Source organism: Corynebacterium sp. ACRPE, from assembly GCF_022347435.1.
Classification (GTDB): Bacteria; Actinomycetota; Actinomycetes; order Mycobacteriales; family Mycobacteriaceae; genus Corynebacterium; species Corynebacterium tuberculostearicum_D.
Window position 1 is genome coordinate 23,762 of the sequence record NZ_JAKRNA010000009.1, and the last position, 22,037, is coordinate 45,798.

The following is a 22,037-nucleotide window of genomic DNA, read 5'->3' on the forward strand; positions in this document are numbered from 1 at the left end:
TTTCACAGGAAGGAATAACCCACGAAAGCGACGGCGTCGATAAGAAAGTGCGCTATGACCAAAGGCCATACCCGCCCCGTGCGGTGGTAGTAGTAGCCGTAGAATAAACCCATGATGATATTGCCAAAGCCAGCGGAAACTCCCTGGTAGAGGTGATAAGAACCGCGCAGGATGGAGCTTGCGGCCAGCGTGGCTGGCAGCGACCAGCGGGCCTGGCGCAAACGCGTCATCAGCCACATCACCACCACGGTTTCCTCCGCGAAGGCGTTGGCGCCGGCCTTGAGGAGGGAAACGGGGATTTCCACCCAAGCATTGGCGAAGTCGCCGGGGATGACCTCCTTGCTCCACCCCAAGTGCACCGCCGCGACATACAGGGCGAGCCCCGGGATGCCAATGAGGGCGGCAAGCCCTGCTCCTTCTAGCCAGTCGCGGGCGCGGTGGGCACGGGGCACAAAGCGGTCCTTGGCCAGCAGGAAAAGCGCTAAGGCTCCATAGGAAAAGAGCACGGCGGCCGAGCACAGCTGCAGTCCCATATCCACCCAGGCAAGAGAGGATTGGCTGGAATTGAGCGTGACCGATTGCTCGTCGAGCCGCTGCGGCGCGGCCAGGGAATTGATGAGGTTTAACACCGCCCGCACCCCGGAAATGCCAAAGGTGAGGGTGAGGACGATGAGCAGCTCGGCGCGTAGGGACTTGGTCATGGGTGGAGGATGTGGGCGAGGCCGAGCAGGGCGGCGTCGGAAAGCGTAATGCCTCCCAGGTGCACGCCCACCGGCGGGTGATTGGGAACGGCCCATGGCACGGAAATGGCTGGCAGGCGGGCCATGTTGAAGAGGGAACCCCACGGAGACCACCGGGTCTGGGCCGCGAAATTCTCCGCATGGGGCAAGGACAGGAACGAACCAATACGCGGCGGGTCTGTGGTCAGCATTGGGGTGAGGATGGCATCGACGCCCCATTCTTGGGCCAGCAAGTCGGGCAGCTGCCGGACATGGGCCCGCGCCGCGGCCAGCTCAGCGGAGCTTACGCGCCGGCCCTGCTGAGCAATCCACTCGGCGTAGCCTGCCGCCGGGTTGAGCCCCGCCAAACGGGAGGTAAAGGTCGTGCGGAAATGCGCAAAGGTGGCCCGGGCCTGCGGATACGGGGAAATAGGCACCACGGTGAAGCCGGCTGCCTGTAGGCGTTGGGCGGCCTCGCGGGCGGCGCGCAGGTGGTGGTCATCGACGTTGGCATCGCAAAACAGCGGCTCTACCAGTAGGCCGATGCGGGCGCGCGGGGTGATCATGCGGTGGCCATGCAGAAAGGCATTATCGGCCACGGTCCGGGTGATAAAGCCCTGCACACCCAGTTCTTTGCCTGCCGGTTTAAAGCCCACCACGCCGCAGGCCGCGGCCGGCACTCGGATGGAACCGCCGCCATCGCTGGCGTGCGCCGCGCGCAGCAACCCCCTCGCGACCTGTACCGCCGCACCGCCCGAGGAACCACCCGGAGTGCAGCCGGGAAAGAGGGGATTATCGGGATGGGGCAGGCCTACTGGTTCCGTATCTACGCGCAGACCCAACTCCGGGGTGGAGGACTTACCGATGATGTGCGCACCCTGCTTCTCCAAGGCCTCAATAAAGGCATCGCTGTGCTCGGGGTAGTAGGTGCGATCGACATTTCCCAAGGTAGTAGGCATGCCGCGGACATCGCAGAGATCCTTAGCGGAGAGGACCCAGCCGCTCAGCCGGCCTCGGCCGGAGGGCTCGCGGTCTACATCCAGGTAAGTGAAACCGTGTTCCTCGGGGGTAAGGCCGTGCAGATCCGCGCGGAGTTGTTCTACGGAAAAGTCCATGGGGCACCAGTCTAGTGGGCTAAGGTGACGTGCATGACTACCACCATCGCCTTCCTGGGGCCGGCCGGCACCTTTACGGAAGCGGCCGTGCATAAGTTTGCCGCGCACCTGCCGCAGGCAGAGACCATGCCGGTTGGCTCGCCTTCGGAGGCCGTGGCCGCCGTGCGCGCCGGGCACGCCGAGTACGCCGGCGTAGCCATTGAAAATTCCGTTGATGGCGCTGTGACCACCACCTTTGATGCGCTGGTTGAAGCCGAACCCGTGCAGATTTACCGCGAGGTGGATATCCCCGTGGCCTTTAGCATCATGACCCGGCAAGGCGCGGGCGACATTGCGCGGCTGAGCACCCACCCGGTGGCGTTCCAGCAAATCCGCGGCTGGGTAAAGGACAATTTGCCGGAGGTAGAGTTCGTGCCGGCCAGTTCCAATGCCGCCGCGGCCGAGGCTGTAGCCCGTGGGGAAGCGGATGCGGCCGCAGCGCCGGCGCGGGCCGCCGAGATCTTTGGGCTGGAGACCATCGCCCAGGACGTGGCAGATGTTGAGGGCGCCGCAACGCGCTTCGTCCTGGTGGGACGTCCGGGAAAACCCACGGCAAGAACTGGCCAGGACCGCACCAGCGTCATCTTCACCTTGCCAAATGAACCGGGCAGCCTGGTGGGGGCGTTGCAGGACTTTGCGCACCGTGGGGTGGACCTGTCCCGGATTGAGTCGCGGCCGACGCGGGAGGCCTTTGGTACGTACCGCTTCTACGTGGACCTCATCGGGCACATTGACGATCAACCGGTGGCAGAGGCGCTGCGGGCCTTGTGGTTGCGGGCAGAGGACTTGCTTTTCCTCGGCTCCTGGCCGGCGGCAACGCCCGCGGGAAAGCCACCGCGCGATCTGGCAGCGGCGGATGATTGGGTAGCGCGGGCACGCAGGGGCCAATAATCTAGAAGCATGCCCGGAAGAATTATCCTGCTGCGCCACGGCCAGACCTATTCCAATATTTCCCGCTTCCTCGATACCCGTCCGCCCGGGGCAGAACTTACCGAGCGCGGGCGCGACCAAGCCACGGAGGTAGGCCAGGAGCTAGCGCAGTTGGTGGGCGAGCGCGAAGTGGAATTTAAATGCTCCATTGCGCTGCGCGCTCAGCAGACCGCGATGCTGGCGGCACGCGCCTTTGAGCAGGAGCGCGGTATGCCGGAATTTTCCCAGCGCGTTGACGTAATCGACGGCGTGCACGAAATTTTCGCCGGTGACTGGGAGATGGACGGTAGCGAGGATGCCCATAGGTCGCACATGGTGGCCATGCGTGGCTGGTGCGATGGCGAGCGCGGCGCCGGGATGGAAGGCGGCGAGACCTTGGATGATGTGCTGGCGCGCTACCAGCCGGTGCTGGAGGGCATTGCGGAGCAGCTTGCCGACGACCACGATGTCATCCTTGTCAGCCACGGCGCCGCCATCCGCGTGGTGACCAAGCACGCCACGGGTGTTGACGCCGACTTTGCCTATACCGGCTACCTGGCCAATTGCCGCTTTATGGTGATGGAACCGCGCGGCAAGGACTTTGGTGAGTGGACGTTAACCCGGTGGGCGGATACGGAGCTCTAGCCCCAGCCCAAGCGGTGCAGTTCCTCTTCCTCGAGGCCAAAGTAATGGCCGAGTTCGTGGAATACGGTGACCTTGACCTGCTCTGCTAATTCTTCCTCGCTGCCGGACCAGCGCTGCAGCGTGTTGCGGTAAATGAAGATCGCATCGGGCAGGAAACCGGTGTGATCGAAGGTGCGGTGAGGCAGTGCCACACCCTCGTAGAGTCCTAGCAACATAGGGTTATCGGGATTTTCATCTTCGACCATGATGACGAGGTTGCGCATGCGGCGCACGAATTCCTCGGGGACTTGATCGAGCGCCTCGTTGACCATCTCATCGAAGCGCTCTTCCGATACCTCCACCATTAGGGCGCTGGGGCCGGTGCGGGGGCGGCGGACTCGGGTGCCGGATTATTGTCCTTGCTCTCACGCAGTGGATTGCGCTCAGGGCGTTCCTCCGGCGGTTGGCCGTCGATAGTCAGCGCCTGGCGGCCACCGGTAGCGGAACCGGTGATGGCAGAGAAACCGCCGCCTTCGCGGGCGTGCACAAGGGAGCAATTGACGGACTTGGTGCCGCCGTTCCACGAGGCCTCGGTGATAGAGCCCCAGAATGGTTGCAGCGTGGACTGGTAGAGCTGTTCCTCGCCGCCAAGGTAGTCCTCGGTGGCGGCGGTACACGTATCGGATAGGAACTTGTCCATATCCTTGCCGTCCGGGTAACCGTCAGGGAACTGCTTGCCCACATCGATGACGGAAACGGTCTCCATTTGGTGGGGCTTGGCGCAGTCGACGACGTGCGGAACCTGCTTGTCATCGATGGCCAAGCATTCGCCCGGCTTGGCGAGGTTAGCCTGCTCGGAGGCCTCGACGTTGCCGGTAGTAAGCTGCGGTACGCCGTGATCATCGGTGGTTTGCAGGCCGCACAGCAAGGTGCGGTCGCCGCGATCCCAGGCGGACTGCGGCGGCAGAATGGACGCCACATCGTACTTGCCATTCGGATCCCATTTACCGTGCAGGTAGCCCACAGTGGCGGATTCGCACAGCTCATCGCGCAATTGGTGTTGGCGGGTAAGCGCTGGGCGGGTGGCATCAGGGCCGAATTCGCTGGTGGGGTAGACGCTGAGGTCTTCGGTCTTGGAAACCTCGAAGCGGTGCTGATCGGAGCACGGTACTTCCTTGAACCCGGTGGCGGAGCCATCCTGGGCGATGTCCCACGTCAAGCAAGCGCCGGCGGCCGCAGCGGTGAAGGGCTCCGGTTTAGGAGCGGCGGTTTCTGAAGTATCCCCGCTATTGTGCTGCTGGGCAGCGGTAGTGTCTTCGCCGCCCGATTTGTGGGAGCTGATAACGCCATAGATGCCCATGAAAACGGCCGCCGCGATTGCCGCAATCAAGACAATCTGGACGGCCACAGCGGAACGCCACGCAGGTGATTTCTTCATAAGGCCTTTAATCTTACCTTTTAAGCAGGGTGCTGGCTAGATACTGTTCTCCCTAGCCACCCGGGTAGTCAGGCGGTAGCGGTCGGTGCGGTAGACGGAGGAACACCACTCCACCGGCCTATCGCCCGAGCGGGAGTAGCGCACGATGTGCAGCAGTGGGGTGCCCACGGGGACGTCGAGAAGCGGGGCAGTGTCCGCATCGGCGGAAATCGCCGAGACCGTTTGATCCGCATCGGTGATGGGGATATCAAAGACGGAGTCGAGGATGGCGTAGACCGAATTGTAGGTGTCATTTTCTAGCAGGCTGGGCGCATACGTGGAGTTATACCAACCGTCATCAATGGAGTAGGGCTCGCCATCGCCCAAGCGCAGGCGGCGCAGGTGAATATGTTCGGTTTGGGCAGGCGTATCAAAAAAGAGGGCGGCATCCTCCGGGGCGCTGCTGCGTCCGCTGGTAAGGATTTTGGAGGAGGCGGTGACGTCTTGTGCGCCCATCTCATCCGAGAATGAGGCCAGGTGGAGCCGGGAGACAAGGGGATTGGGCGCTACGAAGGTGCCCTTTCCGCGGACGCGGCGCAATTTTCCGGCCGCGACAAGATCCCCGATGGCGCGGCGGACCGTGATCCGTGACACGCCATAGGTTTCTTCAAGAAGCCTCTCGCCGGGCAGGATATCGCCGGGTTTGAGGGTCGTGCGGCACAATTCTTCGAGGATATCGTGCAATTGGGTGTGTTTTGGAACGGGACCGTCCGTAATTGTGCGGGCGGGGAGCTGAACGGCGGACATAAAGCCATCATAATTCGCTGGTTATTACCACCGCAAGGTGTTGCCAATACGCTAAACTTACATTCGTGATTGATCTCAAGCTACTCCGCGAAAACCCCGACGTTGTCCGTGCTTCCCAGGTGAACCGAGGTGAGGATCCCTCCCTCGTAGACCAGCTTTTGGAAGCTGATGAGCAGCGCCGCGCTGCTATCCAAAAGGCCGACGAACTGCGCTCCGAGCAGAAGGCTTTTGGCAAGAAGATTGGCCAAGCCTCCCCGGAGGAGCGTCCGGCACTGCTGGAGGGCTCTAATGAGCTGAAGGCCAAGGTCAAGGAGGCGGAAGAGGCACAGTCTGCCGCTGAAGCCAAGGTGGAAGAGCTGCAGTACAAGCTCGATAACGTGGTCGAAGGTGCCCCGGCCGGCGGTGAAGATGACTTCGTAGTGGTCGAAGAAGTCGGCCAGATTCCTGAGTTCGACTTCGAGCCAAAGGATCACCTTGAGTTGGGTGAGTCCCTCGGCCTTATCGACGTCAAGCGTGGCGCCAAGGTAGGCGGCGCTCGTTTCTACTACCTCACTGGCGATGGCGCCTTCCTGCAGCTGGGAATGCTGATGCTCGCGGCGCAGAAGGCGCGCGAAGCTGGCTTCAAGCTGATGATCCCGCCAGTTCTGGTTCGCCCAGACATTATGTCCGGCACCGGTTTCTTGGGCCAGCACTCCGATGAGATTTACTACCTACCGGCCGACGATATGTACCTGGTCGGTACCTCTGAGGTGGCCCTTGCCGGTTACCACAAGGATGAGATCATCGACCTCTCCAATGGCCCGCTGCAGTACGCCGGCTGGTCCTCCTGCTTCCGCCGTGAGGCTGGCTCTCACGGTAAGGACACCCGCGGTATCCTGCGCGTCCACCAATTCGACAAGCTGGAAATGTTTGTCTACTGCAAGCCGGAAGACGCGGAAGAAATGCACCAGCGCCTTCTGTCCATGGAAAAGGACATGCTTGCGGCCATGGAACTGCCCTACCGCACCATCGACATCGCCGGTGGCGACCTCGGTTCTTCGGCGGCCCGCAAGTTCGACAATGAGGCTTGGGTTCCTACCCAAGGCACCTACCGTGAGCTGACCTCCACCTCGAACTGCACCACCTTCCAGGCTCGCCGCCTGTCCACCCGCTACCGCGACGAGAACGGCAAGACCCAGACCGCAGCTACCCTGAACGGCACTCTGGCGACTACCCGCTGGCTCGTTGCCATTCTGGAAAACCACCAGCAGGCCGACGGCTCCGTCGTTGTCCCTGAGGCTCTGCGCCCGTTCGTGGGCAAGGATGTCCTGACCCCGCAGTAAGTCCGCCGTCGTCCTGGAGAGTTATGAACGCTGCGACGAATTTCCTGTATCGTCAGATCACCCACATTGGCAGGGGGGTGACTCTGGCACAGGGATTAAAAATGCGCCTTTCGGGGGAAGAAAATATCCCCGATAAGGGCGGCGCGGTGTTGGTCTGCAACCACACCGGCTACATGGATTTCCTCTTCGGCGCCTTTTTGGCCTATCGCAAGAAGCGTCTGGTGCGCTTCCTGGCTAAGGCTGGAATCTTTAAAGCACCGGTGGCGGGTCCGTTGTTGAAGGCCATGCATCACGTGCCAGTTGACCGTATCGATGGCAGCGCCTCCTTCCGCCAAGCGGTACAGCTGGCCAAGGACGGCGAACTCGTGGGCGTGTTTTCTGAAGGCACAATTTCCCGCAGCTTTGAAATTCGCAGCATGAAAAGTGGCGCCTCCCGCATTGCCTATGAGGCGGGGGTGCCGGTAGTCCCACAGGTCATTTTTGGTTCGCAGCGCCTGTGGACCAAAGGACACAAAAAGAACCTGGGACGGACCAAGACCCCTGTCTTTATTACCGCCCTCGAACCGTACTATCCCACCGGCGATGCGGAAGCTGATACCGCGGAGATTCGACGCCGCATGCAAGAGGCATTGGAAGGGCTATGGGAACAGTACGAAGCCGAATTTGGGCCCATGCCTGCCGGTGAATACTGGGTGCCCGCCCGTAAAGGTGGAGGGGCTCCTACCCTTGAAGAGGCAGAAGCTCGAGATGCTGAAGTAGAAACCGAGCGTCACCGCGTACGCCGGTTGCGCGACGATCTAGTGGGCCTCAAGGAACGCGTCTCGGTTACTACGGTTGACTTGGTGCGCAACCACATGGCCGCCGCCAAGGGAGCGGACGGGGAGGAGCCAAAGAATAAGGCGCGGACCGCCCCGGAGACCCTGGAGTGGATCAAGAACAACCTCAACGCCGTGGTAGAAGAGGCAACCCGCGGCTTGGATGAAGGTCGCGATAAGGTCGCGGATATCATGGCGCAGCTGAAGTCGGATGTGGCGCAAACCCAAGCGTCCATCACGGCCAGCAGTAAGGAGATATGGGCTGGTTCCGTAGCAGAGCAGGGCCTGTTGGCGGCAGCCACCCAATCCCGGCTTATCGTTTCGCGCTTGCCGCACCGCATGAAGGCGCAATTTTCTTCCATCCCCCGCGTGGTAGTGGCGCAGAGCAGCGCGCTGAATTGGGAAGATGGCGCGCTAACTCCGCGATTGCACAAGGCTTTGGCAGATATCTACCCGGCGGCCGAAGTCCTGATCGTGATATCACCCGCCGGTGAAGTGGAAGTTCCGCAAGCCGTGTGGAGCGTTGTCGTTGATGAGGACGCTGTGCAGCCGCGACTCGATACCGATGCACTGTCCGTCACTGCCGCGACTGCGGTACAAGGCGTGGAGCGCATCCTCGAGGATCTGAAAGCTAAGCCGGAGGAGGCCCTGGTTTTTGCTAACGAGCCAGGAGATGAGGATTTCCTAGACCGGTTGCCGGTGGTGGCGTTGGAAACTGCCCCTATTGAGGTGGTCAAAGGCGCTCAGGCGGTCACTTATTCTGCCGAGAAAGCCGGAATGTCCGAAGTGCTTGAAGCAATGGCGCGGTTAGCGCAGAAATAGCGAAGGATTTTCGTCCGCTTTGCACCCCCGCGAGGGGGTGGGTTTTCTTTTTGAATGTCTAAGTATTTTAAGAAAACTGACTGCTTACGGGCCTGAAACTTACGTGTGAGTAACCACATGTGTAACTCGCGTCCGTGACTCCTAACATAGATTTCAGGAGATAAAGTCTCTGCAGCCGCGGTGTGATACTTTCCACCGAAACCACAATTCACTGCTTTTGGCTGTGCTTTTGCCATCTCATTCATGGATTTATGGCGCAGGCACATGCAAGCACCAAGGAAGGAGATGCGGTCAGTAATGACCCAGCAAAGCAACCAATCCTTTAACCCCGAATACTTTGAAAATCTATGGAATGGGTACGCGGATGAGGACTACGACGTAGTCATCATCGGTGGCGGTTCCGTAGGCGCTGGTGCGGCAGCGGACGCCGCTACCCGCGGCCTCAAGACCGCCGTCATTGAGGCGCGCGACTTCGCCGCAGGTACCTCTTCTCGCTCCTCCAAGATGTTCCACGGTGGCCTGCGCTACCTGGCCATGTTTGACTTCCGCCTGGTGGCGGAGTCCCTCAAGGAGCGCGAGCTGAACATGTCCACCCTGGCACCCCACCTGGTGAAGCCGCTGAAGTTTATCTTCCCGCTGACCCACCACGTATGGGAGCGCGTGATGATGTTCGGTGGCTTTACTCTTTATGACCTCATGGGTGGCTCGAAGAGCGTGCCAATGCAAAAGCACCTCACCCGCAAGGGCGTGCTGAAGGTGACCCCGGGTCTGAAGGACGATGCCATTGTGGGCGGCGTGCGCTACTACGACACCTTGGTTGATGACGCCCGCCACACCATGACCGTGCTGCGTACCGCCGCCGAGTACGGTGCCGACGTGCGTACCAATACCGAGGTCATTGGCTTTGACAAGGACCGCGGCGGCCGCATCGTAGGCGCCAAGGTGCGCGATACCGCCACCGGCCGCGAGACCACCGTGCGCGGCAAGGTCTTTATCAACGCCACCGGTGTGTGGAATGACAAGATTCAAGAGATGGCCGGCGTGGAGGGCAAGTTCACCGTTCACGCCTCCAAGGGCGTGCACATCGTCGTGCCGAAGAATGCGCTCGATGCAGACGCAGCCCTGTGCTTCGTCACCGAAAAGTCCGTCCTCTTCGTTATCCCGTGGGGCGAGTACTGGATTATCGGTACCACCGATACCGATTGGGAAAAGGGCCTATCTTTGCCAGATCCGGCACCAACCAAGTCCGATATCGACTACATCTTGGACCAGGTTAACCAGCGCGTTCGCCGCAAGATCACTCGCGATGACATCGTGGGCGTCTACTCCGGCCTGCGCCCGCTGCTGTCCGGCAAGTCCGATTCCACCACCAACCTTTCCCGCAACCACGCGGTTGCGCGCGTGGCCCCAGGTATGGTCTCTGTCGCCGGCGGTAAGTACACCACGTACCGCGTCATCGGTAAGGATGCCGTGGACCTGGCAGTGGAGGAGCTGGATACCAAGGTCCCAGAGTCCATCACCGAGCAAACCCCGATCCTGGGCGCCGCCGGCTATCACGCCTTGGCCAACCAGGTCCCATCCTTGGCTCGTCGCTATAACCTGAGCGAGAAGTTCATTGAGCACCTGCTCGGCCGTTATGGCTCCCTGCTGGGTGAGGTTTTGGCACCGGCAGCTGAGGATGCCTCCCTGCTCGAGCCAGTTCCTGGTGCCGAGTCCTACTTGTGGGCCGAGGTCCGCTACGCCGTCACCCACGAGGGTGCATTGCACTTGGAAGACATCTTGTCCCGCCGCCTGCGCATCGCCATCGAGTACGGCGACCGCGGTGTGAATGCCGCCCCGGCCGTTGCTGATTTTGTAGCACCGCTGCTGGGCTGGAGCGACGCCGACAAGGAGCGCGAGGTATCCCAATTCAAGGCCCACACGCAGGCCGAACTTGAAGCAGAAGCTGCGGTAACTGACCGTGAGGCCAATGACATTTTGGTGCGCGCAGGATCCGCCCGACCCACCCAAAACGAGGTATAAGTTATGACCGGATTTGATGCATTCCTGTGGGAGTTTATCGGCACTGCGTTGCTGCTCCTTTTAGGCAACGGCGTATGTGCGCTGGTAAACCTGCGCACCTCTGGCGCACGCGGCTCCGATTGGGTCGTTATCGCCCTGGGCTGGGGCATGGCGGTTTTCGTCGGCGCGAGCGTGGCCGATCCCACGGGTGGGCACCTTAACCCGGCCGTCACCGTAATGTTGGCCGTCAATGGCTCGCTCGAGTGGTCTCTGGTGCCGTACTACTTCCTGGGCCAGATCCTCGGCGCTATCCTCGGTGCCATCCTGGCATGGGCTGCCTTCAAGCAGCTTTTCGACGCCAATAATTACGACGACGCCGGAAATGTCACCGGCGCCAATAAGGACACGAACGGTATCTTCTTTACCAAGCCGGCACATCCTAAGAACGGCTGGAATGCGGTGACGGAGTTCATCGCCACCTGCGTACTGTTGATGTTCATCGCCTTCGGCCCCACCGGCGGCGAGCTTGGCCCAATGAGCTACTTTGCCGTTGCTTTCGTTGTGGTGTCGGTCGGCCTGTCCCTGGGTACCCCTACGGGTTATGCCATCAATCCGGTCCGTGACCTGGGCCCGCGAATTGCTTATGCATTCATCTTGCCCATCCAGGACAAAGGCAGCGCGAACTGGGGTTATGCTTGGGTCCCCATCGTGGCCCCATTGGTCGCGGCCGTAGCCGTTGGCCTGTTGTCCGTTGCGCTCTAATTCCATCTTCGTATAGGAGACTAGACACATGACTAACAAGAAATACGTCGCCGCTATCGACCAGGGAACCACGTCGACGCGCTGCATCATCTTTGACCACAACGGCGAGCAGGCTGCCGTTGGCCAGCTCGAGCACGAGCAGATCTTCCCGGAAAAAGGCTGGGTAGAACACGATCCGGAAGAAATCTGGAGCAATACCCGTCGCGCCGTCGGTGAGGCTCTTGCCAATGGCGACATCACCGTGGAAGACATTGACTCGGTAGGTATCACCAACCAGCGTGAGACCACCGTGGTGTGGGATAAGCACACCGGCAAGCCGGTCTACAACGCCATTGTCTGGCAAGATACCCGTACCACCGCCATTTGTAAGGAACTCTCGGGTGAGGAAGGACCAGAAAAGTGGCGCCGCCGCACTGGTCTAATCATCAACTCCTACCCGGCGGGACCGAAGGTGAAGTGGATCCTCGATAACGTCGAAGGTGCCCGCGAGCGTGCTGAGGCAGGCGACCTGCTCTTCGGCACCATCGATAGCTGGCTGCTGTGGAACCTCACCGGCGGCGCCGAGGGCGATGCCGGCCGCGAAGCGCTGCACGCCACCGACGTCACCAACGCCTCCCGCACCTTGCTTATGGACATCGAAAAGCTGGAGTGGGATGAGGAATTGTGTAAGGAAATGGGCATCCCGATGTCCATGCTGCCGGAGATTCGCCCGTCCCTGGGTGATTTCCGTACCGTGCGTGAGCGCGGCTCGCTTTCCGGCGTTCCTATCCGCGCCATCCTGGGTGACCAGCAGTCCGCGATGTTCGGCCAGGGTTGCTTCCGTGCAGGTTCCGCAAAGAATACCTACGGAACCGGCCTGTTCCTCCTGCTGAATACGGGTACTACCCCGAAGTTCTCCGAGAACGGCCTGCTGACCACCGTCTGCTTCCAGCGCGAGGGCGAGCGCCCCGTGTACGCGCTTGAGGGATCTGTATCCATGGGCGGTTCCCTGGTGCAGTGGCTGCGCGATAACCTGCAGATCATTCCCAACGCTGCGTCCATCGAAAACCTCGCGCGCGAGGTTAAGGATAACGGCGGCGTGTACATCGTGCCGGCCTTTTCTGGCCTCTTTGCTCCGTACTGGCGCCCGGATGCTCGCGGCGTCATCGTGGGCCTGACCCGCTTTGCTAACCGCAAGCACTTGGCTCGCGCCGTGCTCGAATCCACCGCGTACCAGACGCGCGATGTCGCCGACGCCATGGTGGCGGACTCCGGCGTGGAGATTACCGAGCTGCGCGTGGATGGTGGCATGACCATGAATGAACTGCTGATGCAGTTCCAGTCCGATATCCTCGGCGTGGAAGTACACCGCCCGAAGAATATTGAGACTACCGCCACCGGTGCTGCCTTCGCAGCAGGCCTGGACCACGGCTTCTGGGATGACCTCAGCGTCTTGGGCAGCCAGACCGGAGACATGAAGGTATTCAAGCCGAAGCGCGAAAAGGAAGAGGTAGAAGGGCTCTACCGCGACTGGAAGCGCGCTATTAAGCGCTCCTTGGAGTGGGAGGATAACGAGGACGAGGACCTGAACATCTAAGTCCTGACGTAAACTCGCGGGTATGGAGAATTTCCCAGCCCGCGCGCCTCGCCTCATCGCGAGCGATATTGACGGCACCCTGCTGGACCGCAATCACCGCGTCCCGCGTCGCAACCGTGACGCCGTGGCGCGGGCAGTCCAACAGGGTGCCTATTTTGCGCTTTCTACCGGTCGTCCGTTCCGCTGGATTGCCCCGGTGCTGGAGCAGCTGCCCGTGCGGCCGGTATGCGTGACCTCGAACGGTGCTGTGTTGTATGACTCCGCGGAGGATCGGGTGATGTCCGCCCACGAGCTTTCGCCCGCCGCGCTGGCGGAAGTGGTGGACGTGGCCCAGACCGTACTGGGCACTGTGGGCTTTGGCGCGGAGCGGGCAGGGGGCTCGCTTGCCGACGCCGTCGAGGACCTCTTCGTAGTCGAGCGCCACTATTCCGAAAACGCCCTGTTTGAGGGCTTCGGCGTGGTCAGCATGGGCGAGCTAGTGGGGCAGCCGGCGGTAAAGTTCCTCATCCGCAACACGGACTACTCCGCCCCAGAGCTCTATGAGCTCATTGCGCCGCACATCGATCCCGAGCTTGCGCACCTGACCTATTCCATGCAGGAAGGAATCTTGGAGGTTGCCGCGCCCAATGTGACTAAGCGCCGCGGGGTGGAATGGCTGGCGGAGCACACCGGCGTCGCCCAGCAGGAGACTATTGCCTTTGGGGATATGCCCAACGATATAGAGATGCTGACGTGGGCCGGCTGTGGTGTGGCCATGGAAAACGCCCACCCGGAGGTTAAGGCGGCCGCGGATGCGGTCACCGTGGCTAACCACCAGGCGGGCGTCGCTAAGGTGCTAGAGCGCTGGTTCTAGTCGGTGAAGATGTCTACCTTTTCCGTTTCGGTGTTGTAGACAATCTCGCCACCCTGGAACTTCACGCGGATTTCCTTGCCATTCTTTTCCTCGTTGGAGGTAGGCAGGCCGAGCTTGGAGGCATTATCGCCCTCGGACCACTTCTTGGCAATCTCACCCGTCAGGGCCTTGGTGCCGGACTCCTTGGAGGAGAGCACCACGCCATTTTGGAAGAGCTGGTAAAGGATCTTGCCGCCATCGGTGGTGTCCGGGCCGCCGACTGCCAGGCCTAGGACTGGGCCGAAAGCGTTGAGGACGGAGGTCCACGATTCCTTCAGGCCTTCGTTGCTGGAGACTTGGACAACCTTATTGACAATCTCCGGAATATCACCGGTGGTCATGTTGCCCGCCACCTTCTGGTCGGCGTCTGGCTTTTCTACGCGTTCGCTGGCGATGAGCACGCCGAAGACGGCGGCAGCGATTCCAGCGAGGGCGGAGATGGTCGAGACCGGTACCTCGACGTCGCCCAGCGAGGACGTGATTTCTTCGCCCACCTGCTGCGGGGTCTTGGGGATATCCTGCGGAGTCTTGGGGGTATTTGGCTGTGGAGACTCTTGCCAGTTCAGGTCCGTGCTGTTCTTGCCGGACTTGATGGCATCCGCCTTGCGCTTGGTATTCTTTCGAATCTCGTCCCAGTGGCGCATGGTGTACTGACCCGGGCAGGCGGTGTTGTGGAAATCATTGTGGCCCGCGAAGGCCGGCACGTTGGCCATGGTGCCCGCCGGGAACTTGGAGCCGTAGAAGCCGCCGGAGTACAAGCTGGCCGTGCCCATCGGGTCGATGCCGGAGGTAGCAGCCTTCCAGCCTGCAATCTCGGCGACGGAGTTGAGCATCTCACGAGACGGCTCCGCTGTCTCGTAGTTGCCAATCATGGAAATGCCCCAGTTATTGGAGTTGAAGCCACCTACGTGGGCACCCTGGACGGCCTTGTCCAAGCCGCCGTAGCGGCCTTCGTAGATGGTGCCGAACTTATCCACCAGCACGTTGTATCCGATATCGCACCAGCCCAGGTTCTGCGCATGATACTCGTAGGCGCCGCGTACCTGTGCCGCTGCCTGTGCGCGGGTGTAGTTATTGGTGCCCGCGGTGTGGTGCAGGGTCATGGCCTTGATGCCATCGTCGTAGGTTGGCTGCTGGCAGCGCTTAGATTCGTCTGCGCCCCAGCCGGCGCGGGTGACCACCTTGGGCATGCCCGCGGTTTCTGCGGTGGGCTCGATGGCTTCGCCTTCCTGGGCGTTGCCGTCGATAAACACGGCGTCGAGATCCGCAACCTGGGTGCGCTCATCGGCCACGGGGGAGATATCGCCGACGTTGTACGCAAGCGGCGCGGGGCGGTTGGCATCAGCGCCCTTGGCGGCCTTGTCCAGGAGGGAGTCTTCCTTCTTGTCGAGGTTGGAACCGGTCACGAGGTCAACGTTGGCCATAGAAACCTGCACATCGTTGGTATCGCCCACGAAGATGAGCTCGGTGCCGTTCTTGCCCTCGGTGTAGTTCATTGCGTCCATGGGCAGCCACTCGCTCCAGGAACCGTCCTGCTGCTTGGAGCGCACGAAGGAGTTGATATCGCGCTTGCCTTCCCACGTGACGGCGAACATGTTGAAGGTTTCGTCGCGGTGGAATTGCTTGACCGCGCGGCGGCCTTCGCCTTCGCCCTGCGCGGCTACGGCGGGGTCATCGACGACGATGGATTCGCCGTCACTGAAGCTAGAGGAGGATTTTTTGACCTCAATGGGACCGCCGTTGCTGGAGTCTTGGGTCTTGAGAACTTGCTGTCCGCCGAATGCGGCCGTCACGGCGAGCGCGATGGAGGTGACCGCCGCGATGACGGGGGTGGACCATTTTGACCTGGTGGGTACTAGTCGACGTCGTTGTTGCACTGTTATCTCCCTAGGGTTGTGCAGCTGTAAAAACGGTTGCCAAAAGTTAAGAGTTGATAGTGATGGTAAGTTTGTGACTTCTGTGAAATCTGTTGCGACACGCCGATGCGCCGTGTCAACTGCCGTAGTGCAATAAAGTGGAGGCCATGACTTCTTATGACCTCATCGTTGTTGGCTCTGGATTTTTTGGTCTAACGGTTGCCGAGCGCGCCGCTAGCCAGCTGGATAAGAAGGTGCTCATTGTGGAGCGCCGCAATCACCTCGGCGGCAATGCCTACTCCGAGGCCGAACCCACCACCGGAATTGAGGTGCACAAGTACGGCGCGCACCTCTTCCACACCTCTAATAAGCGCGTGTGGGATTACTGCAATAAGTTCACCGATTTCACCGACTACCAGCACCGCGTCTTTGCCATGCACGATGGCACCGCCTACCAATTCCCGATGGGCCTGGGTCTTATCAACCAGTTCTTCGGCCGTTACTACTCCCCGGATGAGGCTCGCCAGCTCATTAAGGATCAGGCCGGCGAATTCTCCCCGGAAGAGGCGCAAAACCTGGAGGAGAAGGCCATCTCGCTCATCGGTCGCCCGCTGTATGAGGCCTTCATCCGCGATTACACCGCAAAGCAGTGGCAGACCGATCCGAAGGAGCTGCCGGCCGCGAATATCACCCGCCTGCCGGTGCGCTATACCTTCAATAACCGCTACTTCAACGATACGTATGAGGGCCTGCCGGTCGACGGCTACGCCGCCTGGCTAGAGAATATGGCCGACCACGACAATATTGAGGTCCGCCTGGATACCGATTGGTTCGAGGTACGCGAAGAGTTGCGTGCTGAGTCCCCAGATGCGCCTGTGGTCTACACCGGCCCACTGGATCGCTACTTTGATTTTGCCGAGGGCGAGCTGGGGTGGCGCACCCTAGACTTTGACTTGGAGGTGCTGGATACCGGCGACTTCCAGGGCACCCCGGTGATGAACTACAACGATGCGGACGTGGATTACACCCGCATCCATGAGTTCCGTCACTTCCACCCGGAGCGCAAGGATAAGTACCCGAAGGATAAGACGGTCATCATGAAGGAGTATTCGCGCTTCGCCGACAAGGGCGATGAGCCGTACTACCCCATCAATACCCCAGAGGACCGCACCAAGCTGGAGGCTTACCGTAAGCTCGCCGCTCAGGAGTCGAAGGATAATAAGGTTCTCTTCGGTGGCCGCTTGGGCACCTACCAGTACCTGGATATGCACATGGCTATCGGTTCCGCGCTGTCCATGTTTGATAATAAGCTCGCACCATTTTGGAACGAGGGCAAGGCTATCGAACAGGAGCGTGGCCACTAAGCCGAACTTCGTCAACAGAACACTTAACACTCATACACCACCCAACACACCACACTATGGAGTGTTGGGTGGTGTGTTGTATGTAGTGTTGTGTAGTGTTGCGCAGACCGAGAAAATTATGATTGAACTGCGAAAACATCCTGAGCTGTGAGAATTTCGGATGAGGAACACGTGCGAACACTACACAACACACCACAGTGTGTGTAGTGTTGTGTGTAGTGTTTGAGGGCGTTCAGGAGCGTTGAGCGCTGATAGGGGTGAGTGATTGTGGTCTGGGATGATGACCAGGCGGAGATCGCCGAGATCATTGGAAGCCTGCGATCTCAGGACACCGATACGCGCGCTGTCGAGGTCAAGGCAGCTGCGGGAGGTTTTCCCAAGAAGCTCGTTCGCTCTATCTCTGCCTTTGCTAACGGGACCGGTGGAATCATCATCTTGGGGCTGGATGAAGACAACGGGTTCGTTACGGTACCAGGCTTTGATGCTACTGCCATGGCGGATGCCCTGGCTGGCGCATGCGCAGACCACGTGACCCCGTCGGTTCGCGCCCAGATCGACATTGTTGAGTGGGAGGGCGCGAGCATTGTCGTTGGCACCATTCCCGAATGTGCTCCTTTTGAAAAGCCTTGCTGGGTCGTTTCCCAGTCGAAGTATCACGGCAGCTATATCCGGGTCCATGATGGGGACCGCGTACTAAAGCCATACGAGATTGACCGGCTGGAGGAAAACAAGACCCAGCCGGAATGGGATCTGGAGCCGGTTGCGGATGCTGACATCGACGATCTGGATCCTGACATTGTGGCCGAGATCTTGGCCCGCGAGCGCTCCATCCATGAACGCATTTTTGGACGGTTGAGCGATGAAGAGGCGATGTTAGCGCTCCACTTGATTACCCGGAACGACAACGGAAAACTAGTGCCAACTTTGGGCGGGCTTATGGCAGCGGGCACTTACCCGCAACAGTTTTTCCCGCGGCTCAACGTGACCTTTGCAGCATATCCCGGCACTGATAAAGCGGCCGGGATGGGCAAGCAGCGCTTCCTCGACAACGAAAGTCTGGTGGGGCCCATTCCGGTGCTGGTCGCGGATGCCGTGCGGGCAGTCCGACGCAATATGCGCGTCGGAGGCGTAATCGAGGGAGTCTTCCGTAAGGACTTGCCGGACTATCCTCCGGAGGCCGTGCGTGAGGCAGTCGCTAATGCGCTTATGCACCGTGACTATTCGCCGCAGGCGCGGGGCACGCAGGTACAAGTGAACCTGTATGTCGACCGGCTGGAGATCCTCAACCCCGGTGGTCTTTATGGAACGGTCACCGTTGATCGATTGGGCACTGCGGGTATGTCTAGCGCGCGCAATCAGCATTTGTCTGCGTTGCTGGAGGTGACTCCTGCCGGTGACGGGGATGGGTACGTTGCGGAAAATCGTGGTACCGGATATATCGAGATTCTCGACCAATTGGAGCAGCAGCTGCTGCCGCCGCCGGTACCACGGGATTCATTGACCGAATTTGAACTCACCTTTGTGCGGCGAAATCCGACTACCCCGGAGCGCACCGCGGCGTTGGGTGGCGGAACCCGCGAGCGCGTGCTCGACTATCTTCGCGAACACAGGACAGCGTCCAGTCGCGAATTGGCAGGGGCTGCGGGGCTGTCCCTCAACGGCGTGCGCAGGACCATCAACGAACTTGTTGAGGAAGGCGTCATCGTGCGCACTGAGCCGCTGAAGAGCCCGAAGCAGCGCTATCGGCTGCAGGGCTAACCACGGTGTTCAACGTCACCTTGTTCGCGCGCCGCCGCTGAATACCGTGGCGCGAATTTCTCCATCTGTTCAAGCACGAGCTTGATGGCCTCCGGCGCCTTGTCCGGTGGATACTTGTAGTCGCGTAGCAACCTGCGGACCGAGCGGCGTAGTTTCGCACGTACGTCGTCGCGTACTGTCCAGTCGGTCTTTGCATCGCGCCGCAGCATGGAAACGAGCTGGCGTGCGATTTCAGCAAGAACTTCGTCGTCCATGAGCTCGGTTGCGGATTCGTTTGTCGACACCGCGTCGAAGAAGGTGAGCTCGTCATTGCCTAGTGGCGGGGTGAATTGTTCACCGCGTTTGCTTTCCTTGACGATCTCCTTGGACAGGCGGATGAGTTCGGCGATGATTTCAGCGGCCGTGAGCTGCTGATTGGTGTACCGATTCATCAGCTCAGTGATCCGCTCGGAGAACTGCTTGGAGCGCAGCTCGTTGTTTCCTGTGGCGGTGCGGGCTTCCTGCTGGAGCTGGCGGCGCAACGCATCAATGAGCAACGAGACCTCCGAGGGGGATTGTTTGTCCTTGAACAGGTCGACGGTGAGATCCTGCAAGTTCGGAATCTCAATCCCGGCCTGGCGGTAGATGTCGATGACACCGGTGGCCTCAGCCGAATCAACGACCAGCTTGCCTAGGGCGTTGCGGATGGAGTCGCTAATTGGCTCGCCATTGGCCACGCGGTCGCCCGCATCGAGCTTGATGAGCCAGTTCTTGACCTCGGAGTAGAACCGCACGCTGTCGCGGTATTCCTCGGCGTCGGGGCTGCCCGAAGCTAGTGCCCAGGCACGCGCGAGCCTTCCAGCCTGACGCTTGAACTCATCAGCGACGGGACGCGCGTTTGGCTTCTCGGGGTCGTAGTTGCCTTCGGTTCTTGGATTGCGAAGGAAACCAGTGACATCGAGCAAGGCACGGCGAAGGTTGGCGTCATCGATGAAAGCGGTGTTCTTCCATTCGATTCCCACAATGTCGTCGAGACGAGCCAGGAATCCCTTCGCCAGATTGAGCGATTCTTCGACGTCCTGTCCCGTGACCTTCGTGCCGTCGTCGGAGGGGTTGAGCGTGAACTCAGCCAGAGCCTTCTCCAGGTGCTCGACCAGCGGAGCATAGGCGACAAGGAGGCCATCCTGCTTGTCGCGGAACGTGCGGTTGACGCGGGCGAGGGTCTGCATGAGCAGTGCACTCTTGAGTGAACGGTCAATGTAGAGCGTGTGTAGCGGCGGTGCGTCGAAGCCGGTGAGCATCATGGACTGAACGATGGCGATTTCCAGCTCGTCGTCGACGTCCTTGATGCGGTTCTTCACGGCCTTGAGCGCGCTCGGGCGGCGCATATGGACCTTGAGCTCATCCGGATCGGACGGCGCGGCAGAGTAGAGGACCTTGATTTTTCCCTTGTCATCGGCATCCGAGTGCCACTGAGGGCGCAGCGCCACGATCTTGGAGTAGAGGCGTGCTGCAATGGAACGCGTGGCGGTGACAATCATGGCTTTGCCCGGTGCGCCGATGAATTCCCGCATGTTCTCGCGGCGGTCTTCCCAGTGGCGTACAAAGTCCTCAGCGAGCGCATCTAAGCGGTCGTCGGAACCGTAAATGATTTCCAACGCGGCGACGGAGCGCTGAATCCGTTCGCGCTCTACCTCGTCGAGACCCGCAAGTACTTCCTCAGCGGTGTCATCAATCTCGTCATCGGTAATTCCAGCAATGCGCTTGAGCGGGATGAGGCGTGGCTCGAAATACACGGGAACGACGGCACCGTCCTCGACGGCGCGGTTCATGTCGTAGACATCTACGTCGTCACCGAAGACCTTGCGCGTATCGCGGTCCCACTTCTTGAGCGGGGTACCGGTAAACGCCAGCATGGAGGCATTCGGCAGCGCATTGCGTAGGTGCTGTGCGTAACCGTCAGCCGCGGTATCGCCAAAGCCATAGTGGGAACGGTGTGCCTCGTCGACGATGACCACGATGTTGCTCCGGTCAGAGAGCAACGGGTGCTCGGTCTCACGCAACTCACCCTGGCCGTTCAAGCCAAACTTCTGGAGCGTCGAGAAGTAGATGCCGCCGGAAGTCTTCTGCGACAGCAGCTCACGTAATTCAGCACGCGACTCGATATTGCGCGGTGCCTCCGGAAGGATGGTGGACCGGTTGAAGGTCTCGAAGAGCTGCTCATCTAGCTCCGTACGGTCATTGAGCACGATGACAGTCGGGCTGAGCATCTCCGGCCGACGCATAATCTTGGCGGTGTAGAGTTCCATCTCCATGGACTTGCCGGCACCCGTTGTATGCCAGATGACGCCAGCGCGCTTGTCGCCGCGCGCCGCCGTGATCGTGGAACCCACAGCCTTGGTCACCGCGAAGTACTGGTGCGGCTTCGCGATGCGCATGACTAGCCCCTCGGCCGTGTCATCGAACGCCGTGAAGTCGCTGTAGAGCTGCCCAAAACGCTCCACATTAAACAGACCATCAAGCAACAGGTCCAGCTGCGTGACCGGCTCGCCGGCCACAACCATGTTGTTGGGGTCGACCGGGCTGCCGTCCTCATCCACGTTCCATGGCGCAAAGTGGTTCCACGGAGTAAACGGCGTACCGTACTTCGCGCTGAGGTCATCCGAAGGAATCACAATATTGGCGAAGCGGAAGGCCATGCCGAATTCCTTGACGTACGTCTGCAGCTGGTTGTGGGCGCCCTCGACGGAGGTATTCGCGCCCGTCTTCTTCAGCTCAATGAATGCCAGCGGCATGCCGTTGACGTAGCAGACCACATCGAAGCGACGTTCCCCATCGAGGTTCGCAACGGTGACCTGGTTGAGCGACAAGTAGTCATTCTTGTGCGGCTGCGAGGACAGGAAGTAGATGGTCGGGTTCTGGACGTTGCCCTCGTGGTCGATGTACTCGATACCGCGGTAGCCTTCCACAAGAATCTGGTGAATGCGCCGGTTCTCCGCAATCGCGGATTGCGACTTCGGCGTGATGACCTCACCGATGGCCTGGTCAAGGTACTCCTCCGGCACATCTGGGTTGAGGTTGCGCACGGCATTGCGCAGTCGCCCGCGCAGCACGATGTCATTCCACGTGTCGCGCTCGCCGGAGCCCGGCGCAAAGTCCGGGCCGTGTCCAGCCTGCCATTCCAGTTCAGCCAGGTGGTCCTGAACAATGAGTTCGAGGGATTCTTCGCTCAGCATGAGCTTCTCCTTAGGAGTTGTAGG

General features: G+C 60.4%; 17 protein-coding genes. 10 read left to right on the forward strand and 7 right to left on the reverse strand.

Annotated elements, in window-relative coordinates; all coding sequences use genetic code 11:
- Nucleotides 1-2: 2 nt before the first annotated feature.
- Together MHY13_RS06130 and MHY13_RS06135 are read right to left on the reverse strand one after the other, a co-directional pair.
- A complete protein-coding gene (locus MHY13_RS06130; protein ID WP_239282369.1) occupies nt 3-701 on the reverse strand; it encodes a CPBP family intramembrane glutamic endopeptidase in 699 nt (232 codons plus the stop codon).
- A complete protein-coding gene (locus MHY13_RS06135; RefSeq protein ID WP_239282371.1) occupies nt 698-1,834 on the reverse strand; it encodes an amidase in 1,137 nt (378 codons plus the stop codon). The genes MHY13_RS06130 and MHY13_RS06135 overlap by 4 nt, the downstream gene beginning before the upstream one ends.
- 33 nt (nt 1,835-1,867) lie before the next feature.
- Here MHY13_RS06135 and pheA point away from each other — a divergent pair, with 33 nt between their 5' ends.
- Both pheA and MHY13_RS06145 read left to right on the forward strand, forming a co-directional pair.
- The gene (gene pheA, locus MHY13_RS06140; protein ID WP_239282373.1) at nt 1,868-2,764 is read left to right on the forward strand and encodes a prephenate dehydratase; all 897 of its coding nucleotides are present in this window, start codon (nt 1,868-1,870) and stop codon (nt 2,762-2,764) included.
- A 9-nt stretch (nt 2,765-2,773) separates the two neighbouring features.
- Nucleotides 2,774-3,427: a histidine phosphatase family protein gene (locus MHY13_RS06145; protein WP_239282375.1), complete on the forward strand. Its 654-nt coding sequence runs from the start codon at nt 2,774-2,776 to the stop codon at nt 3,425-3,427.
- Here MHY13_RS06145 and MHY13_RS06150 read toward each other — a convergent pair.
- Genes MHY13_RS06150 through MHY13_RS06160 form a run of 3 tightly spaced genes read right to left on the reverse strand, consistent with a single transcriptional unit; the run spans nt 3,424 to nt 5,630 of the window.
- Nucleotides 3,424-3,771, reverse strand: coding sequence for a metallopeptidase family protein (locus MHY13_RS06150; protein WP_239282377.1), 348 nt, complete (start codon nt 3,769-3,771; stop codon nt 3,424-3,426). The genes MHY13_RS06145 and MHY13_RS06150 overlap by 4 nt on opposite strands.
- On the reverse strand, nt 3,771-4,844 hold the full coding sequence (locus MHY13_RS06155) for a septum formation family protein (RefSeq protein WP_204610769.1): 1,074 nt from the start codon (nt 4,842-4,844) through the stop codon (nt 3,771-3,773). Before MHY13_RS06155 ends, MHY13_RS06150 begins: the two co-directional genes overlap by 1 nt.
- Nucleotides 4,845-4,880: 36 nt before the next feature.
- Nucleotides 4,881-5,630, reverse strand: coding sequence for a GntR family transcriptional regulator (locus MHY13_RS06160; RefSeq protein ID WP_239191857.1), 750 nt, complete (start codon nt 5,628-5,630; stop codon nt 4,881-4,883).
- Nucleotides 5,631-5,695: 65 nt separating this feature from the next.
- Here MHY13_RS06160 and serS point away from each other — a divergent pair, with 65 nt between their 5' ends.
- From serS to MHY13_RS06190, 6 genes are all read left to right on the forward strand, one after another.
- Nucleotides 5,696-6,952 carry a serine--tRNA ligase gene (gene serS, locus MHY13_RS06165; RefSeq protein ID WP_150850412.1) on the forward strand — a complete coding sequence of 419 codons (1,257 nt, stop codon included), beginning with the start codon at nt 5,696-5,698 and terminating at the stop codon, nt 6,950-6,952.
- Nucleotides 6,953-7,053: 101 nt separating this feature from the next.
- On the forward strand, nt 7,054-8,589 hold the full coding sequence (locus MHY13_RS06170; protein WP_239191855.1) for a 1-acyl-sn-glycerol-3-phosphate acyltransferase: 1,536 nt from the start codon (nt 7,054-7,056) through the stop codon (nt 8,587-8,589).
- A 297-nt stretch (nt 8,590-8,886) separates the two neighbouring features.
- Nucleotides 8,887-10,611 (forward strand): glycerol-3-phosphate dehydrogenase/oxidase, encoded by a 1,725-nt coding sequence (locus MHY13_RS06175; RefSeq protein WP_239282379.1) that lies wholly within the window; start codon nt 8,887-8,889, stop codon nt 10,609-10,611.
- A 3-nt stretch (nt 10,612-10,614) separates the two neighbouring features.
- Complete coding sequence (locus MHY13_RS06180; protein ID WP_239282381.1) at nt 10,615-11,352, forward strand: MIP/aquaporin family protein; 738 nt, start codon at nt 10,615-10,617, stop codon at nt 11,350-11,352.
- Nucleotides 11,353-11,380: 28 nt separating this feature from the next.
- On the forward strand, nt 11,381-12,928 hold the full coding sequence (gene glpK, locus MHY13_RS06185; RefSeq protein ID WP_239228404.1) for a glycerol kinase GlpK: 1,548 nt from the start codon (nt 11,381-11,383) through the stop codon (nt 12,926-12,928).
- Between the two features lie 22 nt (nt 12,929-12,950).
- Nucleotides 12,951-13,781 (forward strand): Cof-type HAD-IIB family hydrolase, encoded by an 831-nt coding sequence (locus MHY13_RS06190; RefSeq protein ID WP_005327047.1) that lies wholly within the window; start codon nt 12,951-12,953, stop codon nt 13,779-13,781.
- Here the strand turns inward: MHY13_RS06190 and MHY13_RS06195 are convergent.
- Nucleotides 13,778-15,697, reverse strand: a complete 1,920-nt coding sequence (locus MHY13_RS06195) for an N-acetylmuramoyl-L-alanine amidase (RefSeq protein WP_239282383.1) — start codon at nt 15,695-15,697, stop codon at nt 13,778-13,780. The two genes, MHY13_RS06190 and MHY13_RS06195, sit on opposite strands and share 4 nt — an antisense overlap.
- 146 nt (nt 15,698-15,843) lie before the next feature.
- Here MHY13_RS06195 and glf point away from each other — a divergent pair, with 146 nt between their 5' ends.
- Entirely contained in the window at nt 15,844-17,040 is a 1,197-nt protein-coding gene (glf, locus tag MHY13_RS06200) for a UDP-galactopyranose mutase (RefSeq protein ID WP_040425343.1), read from the forward strand.
- 261 nt (nt 17,041-17,301) lie between these two features.
- On the forward strand, nt 17,302-18,798 hold the full coding sequence (locus MHY13_RS06205; RefSeq protein WP_239235657.1) for an ATP-binding protein: 1,497 nt from the start codon (nt 17,302-17,304) through the stop codon (nt 18,796-18,798).
- On the opposite strand, the gene MHY13_RS06210 is transcribed toward MHY13_RS06205, so the two are convergent.
- A complete protein-coding gene (locus tag MHY13_RS06210; RefSeq protein ID WP_239282385.1) occupies nt 18,795-22,013 on the reverse strand; it encodes a type I restriction endonuclease subunit R in 3,219 nt (1,072 codons plus the stop codon). The genes MHY13_RS06205 and MHY13_RS06210 overlap by 4 nt on opposite strands.
- Between the last annotated feature and the right edge of the window lie 24 nt (nt 22,014-22,037).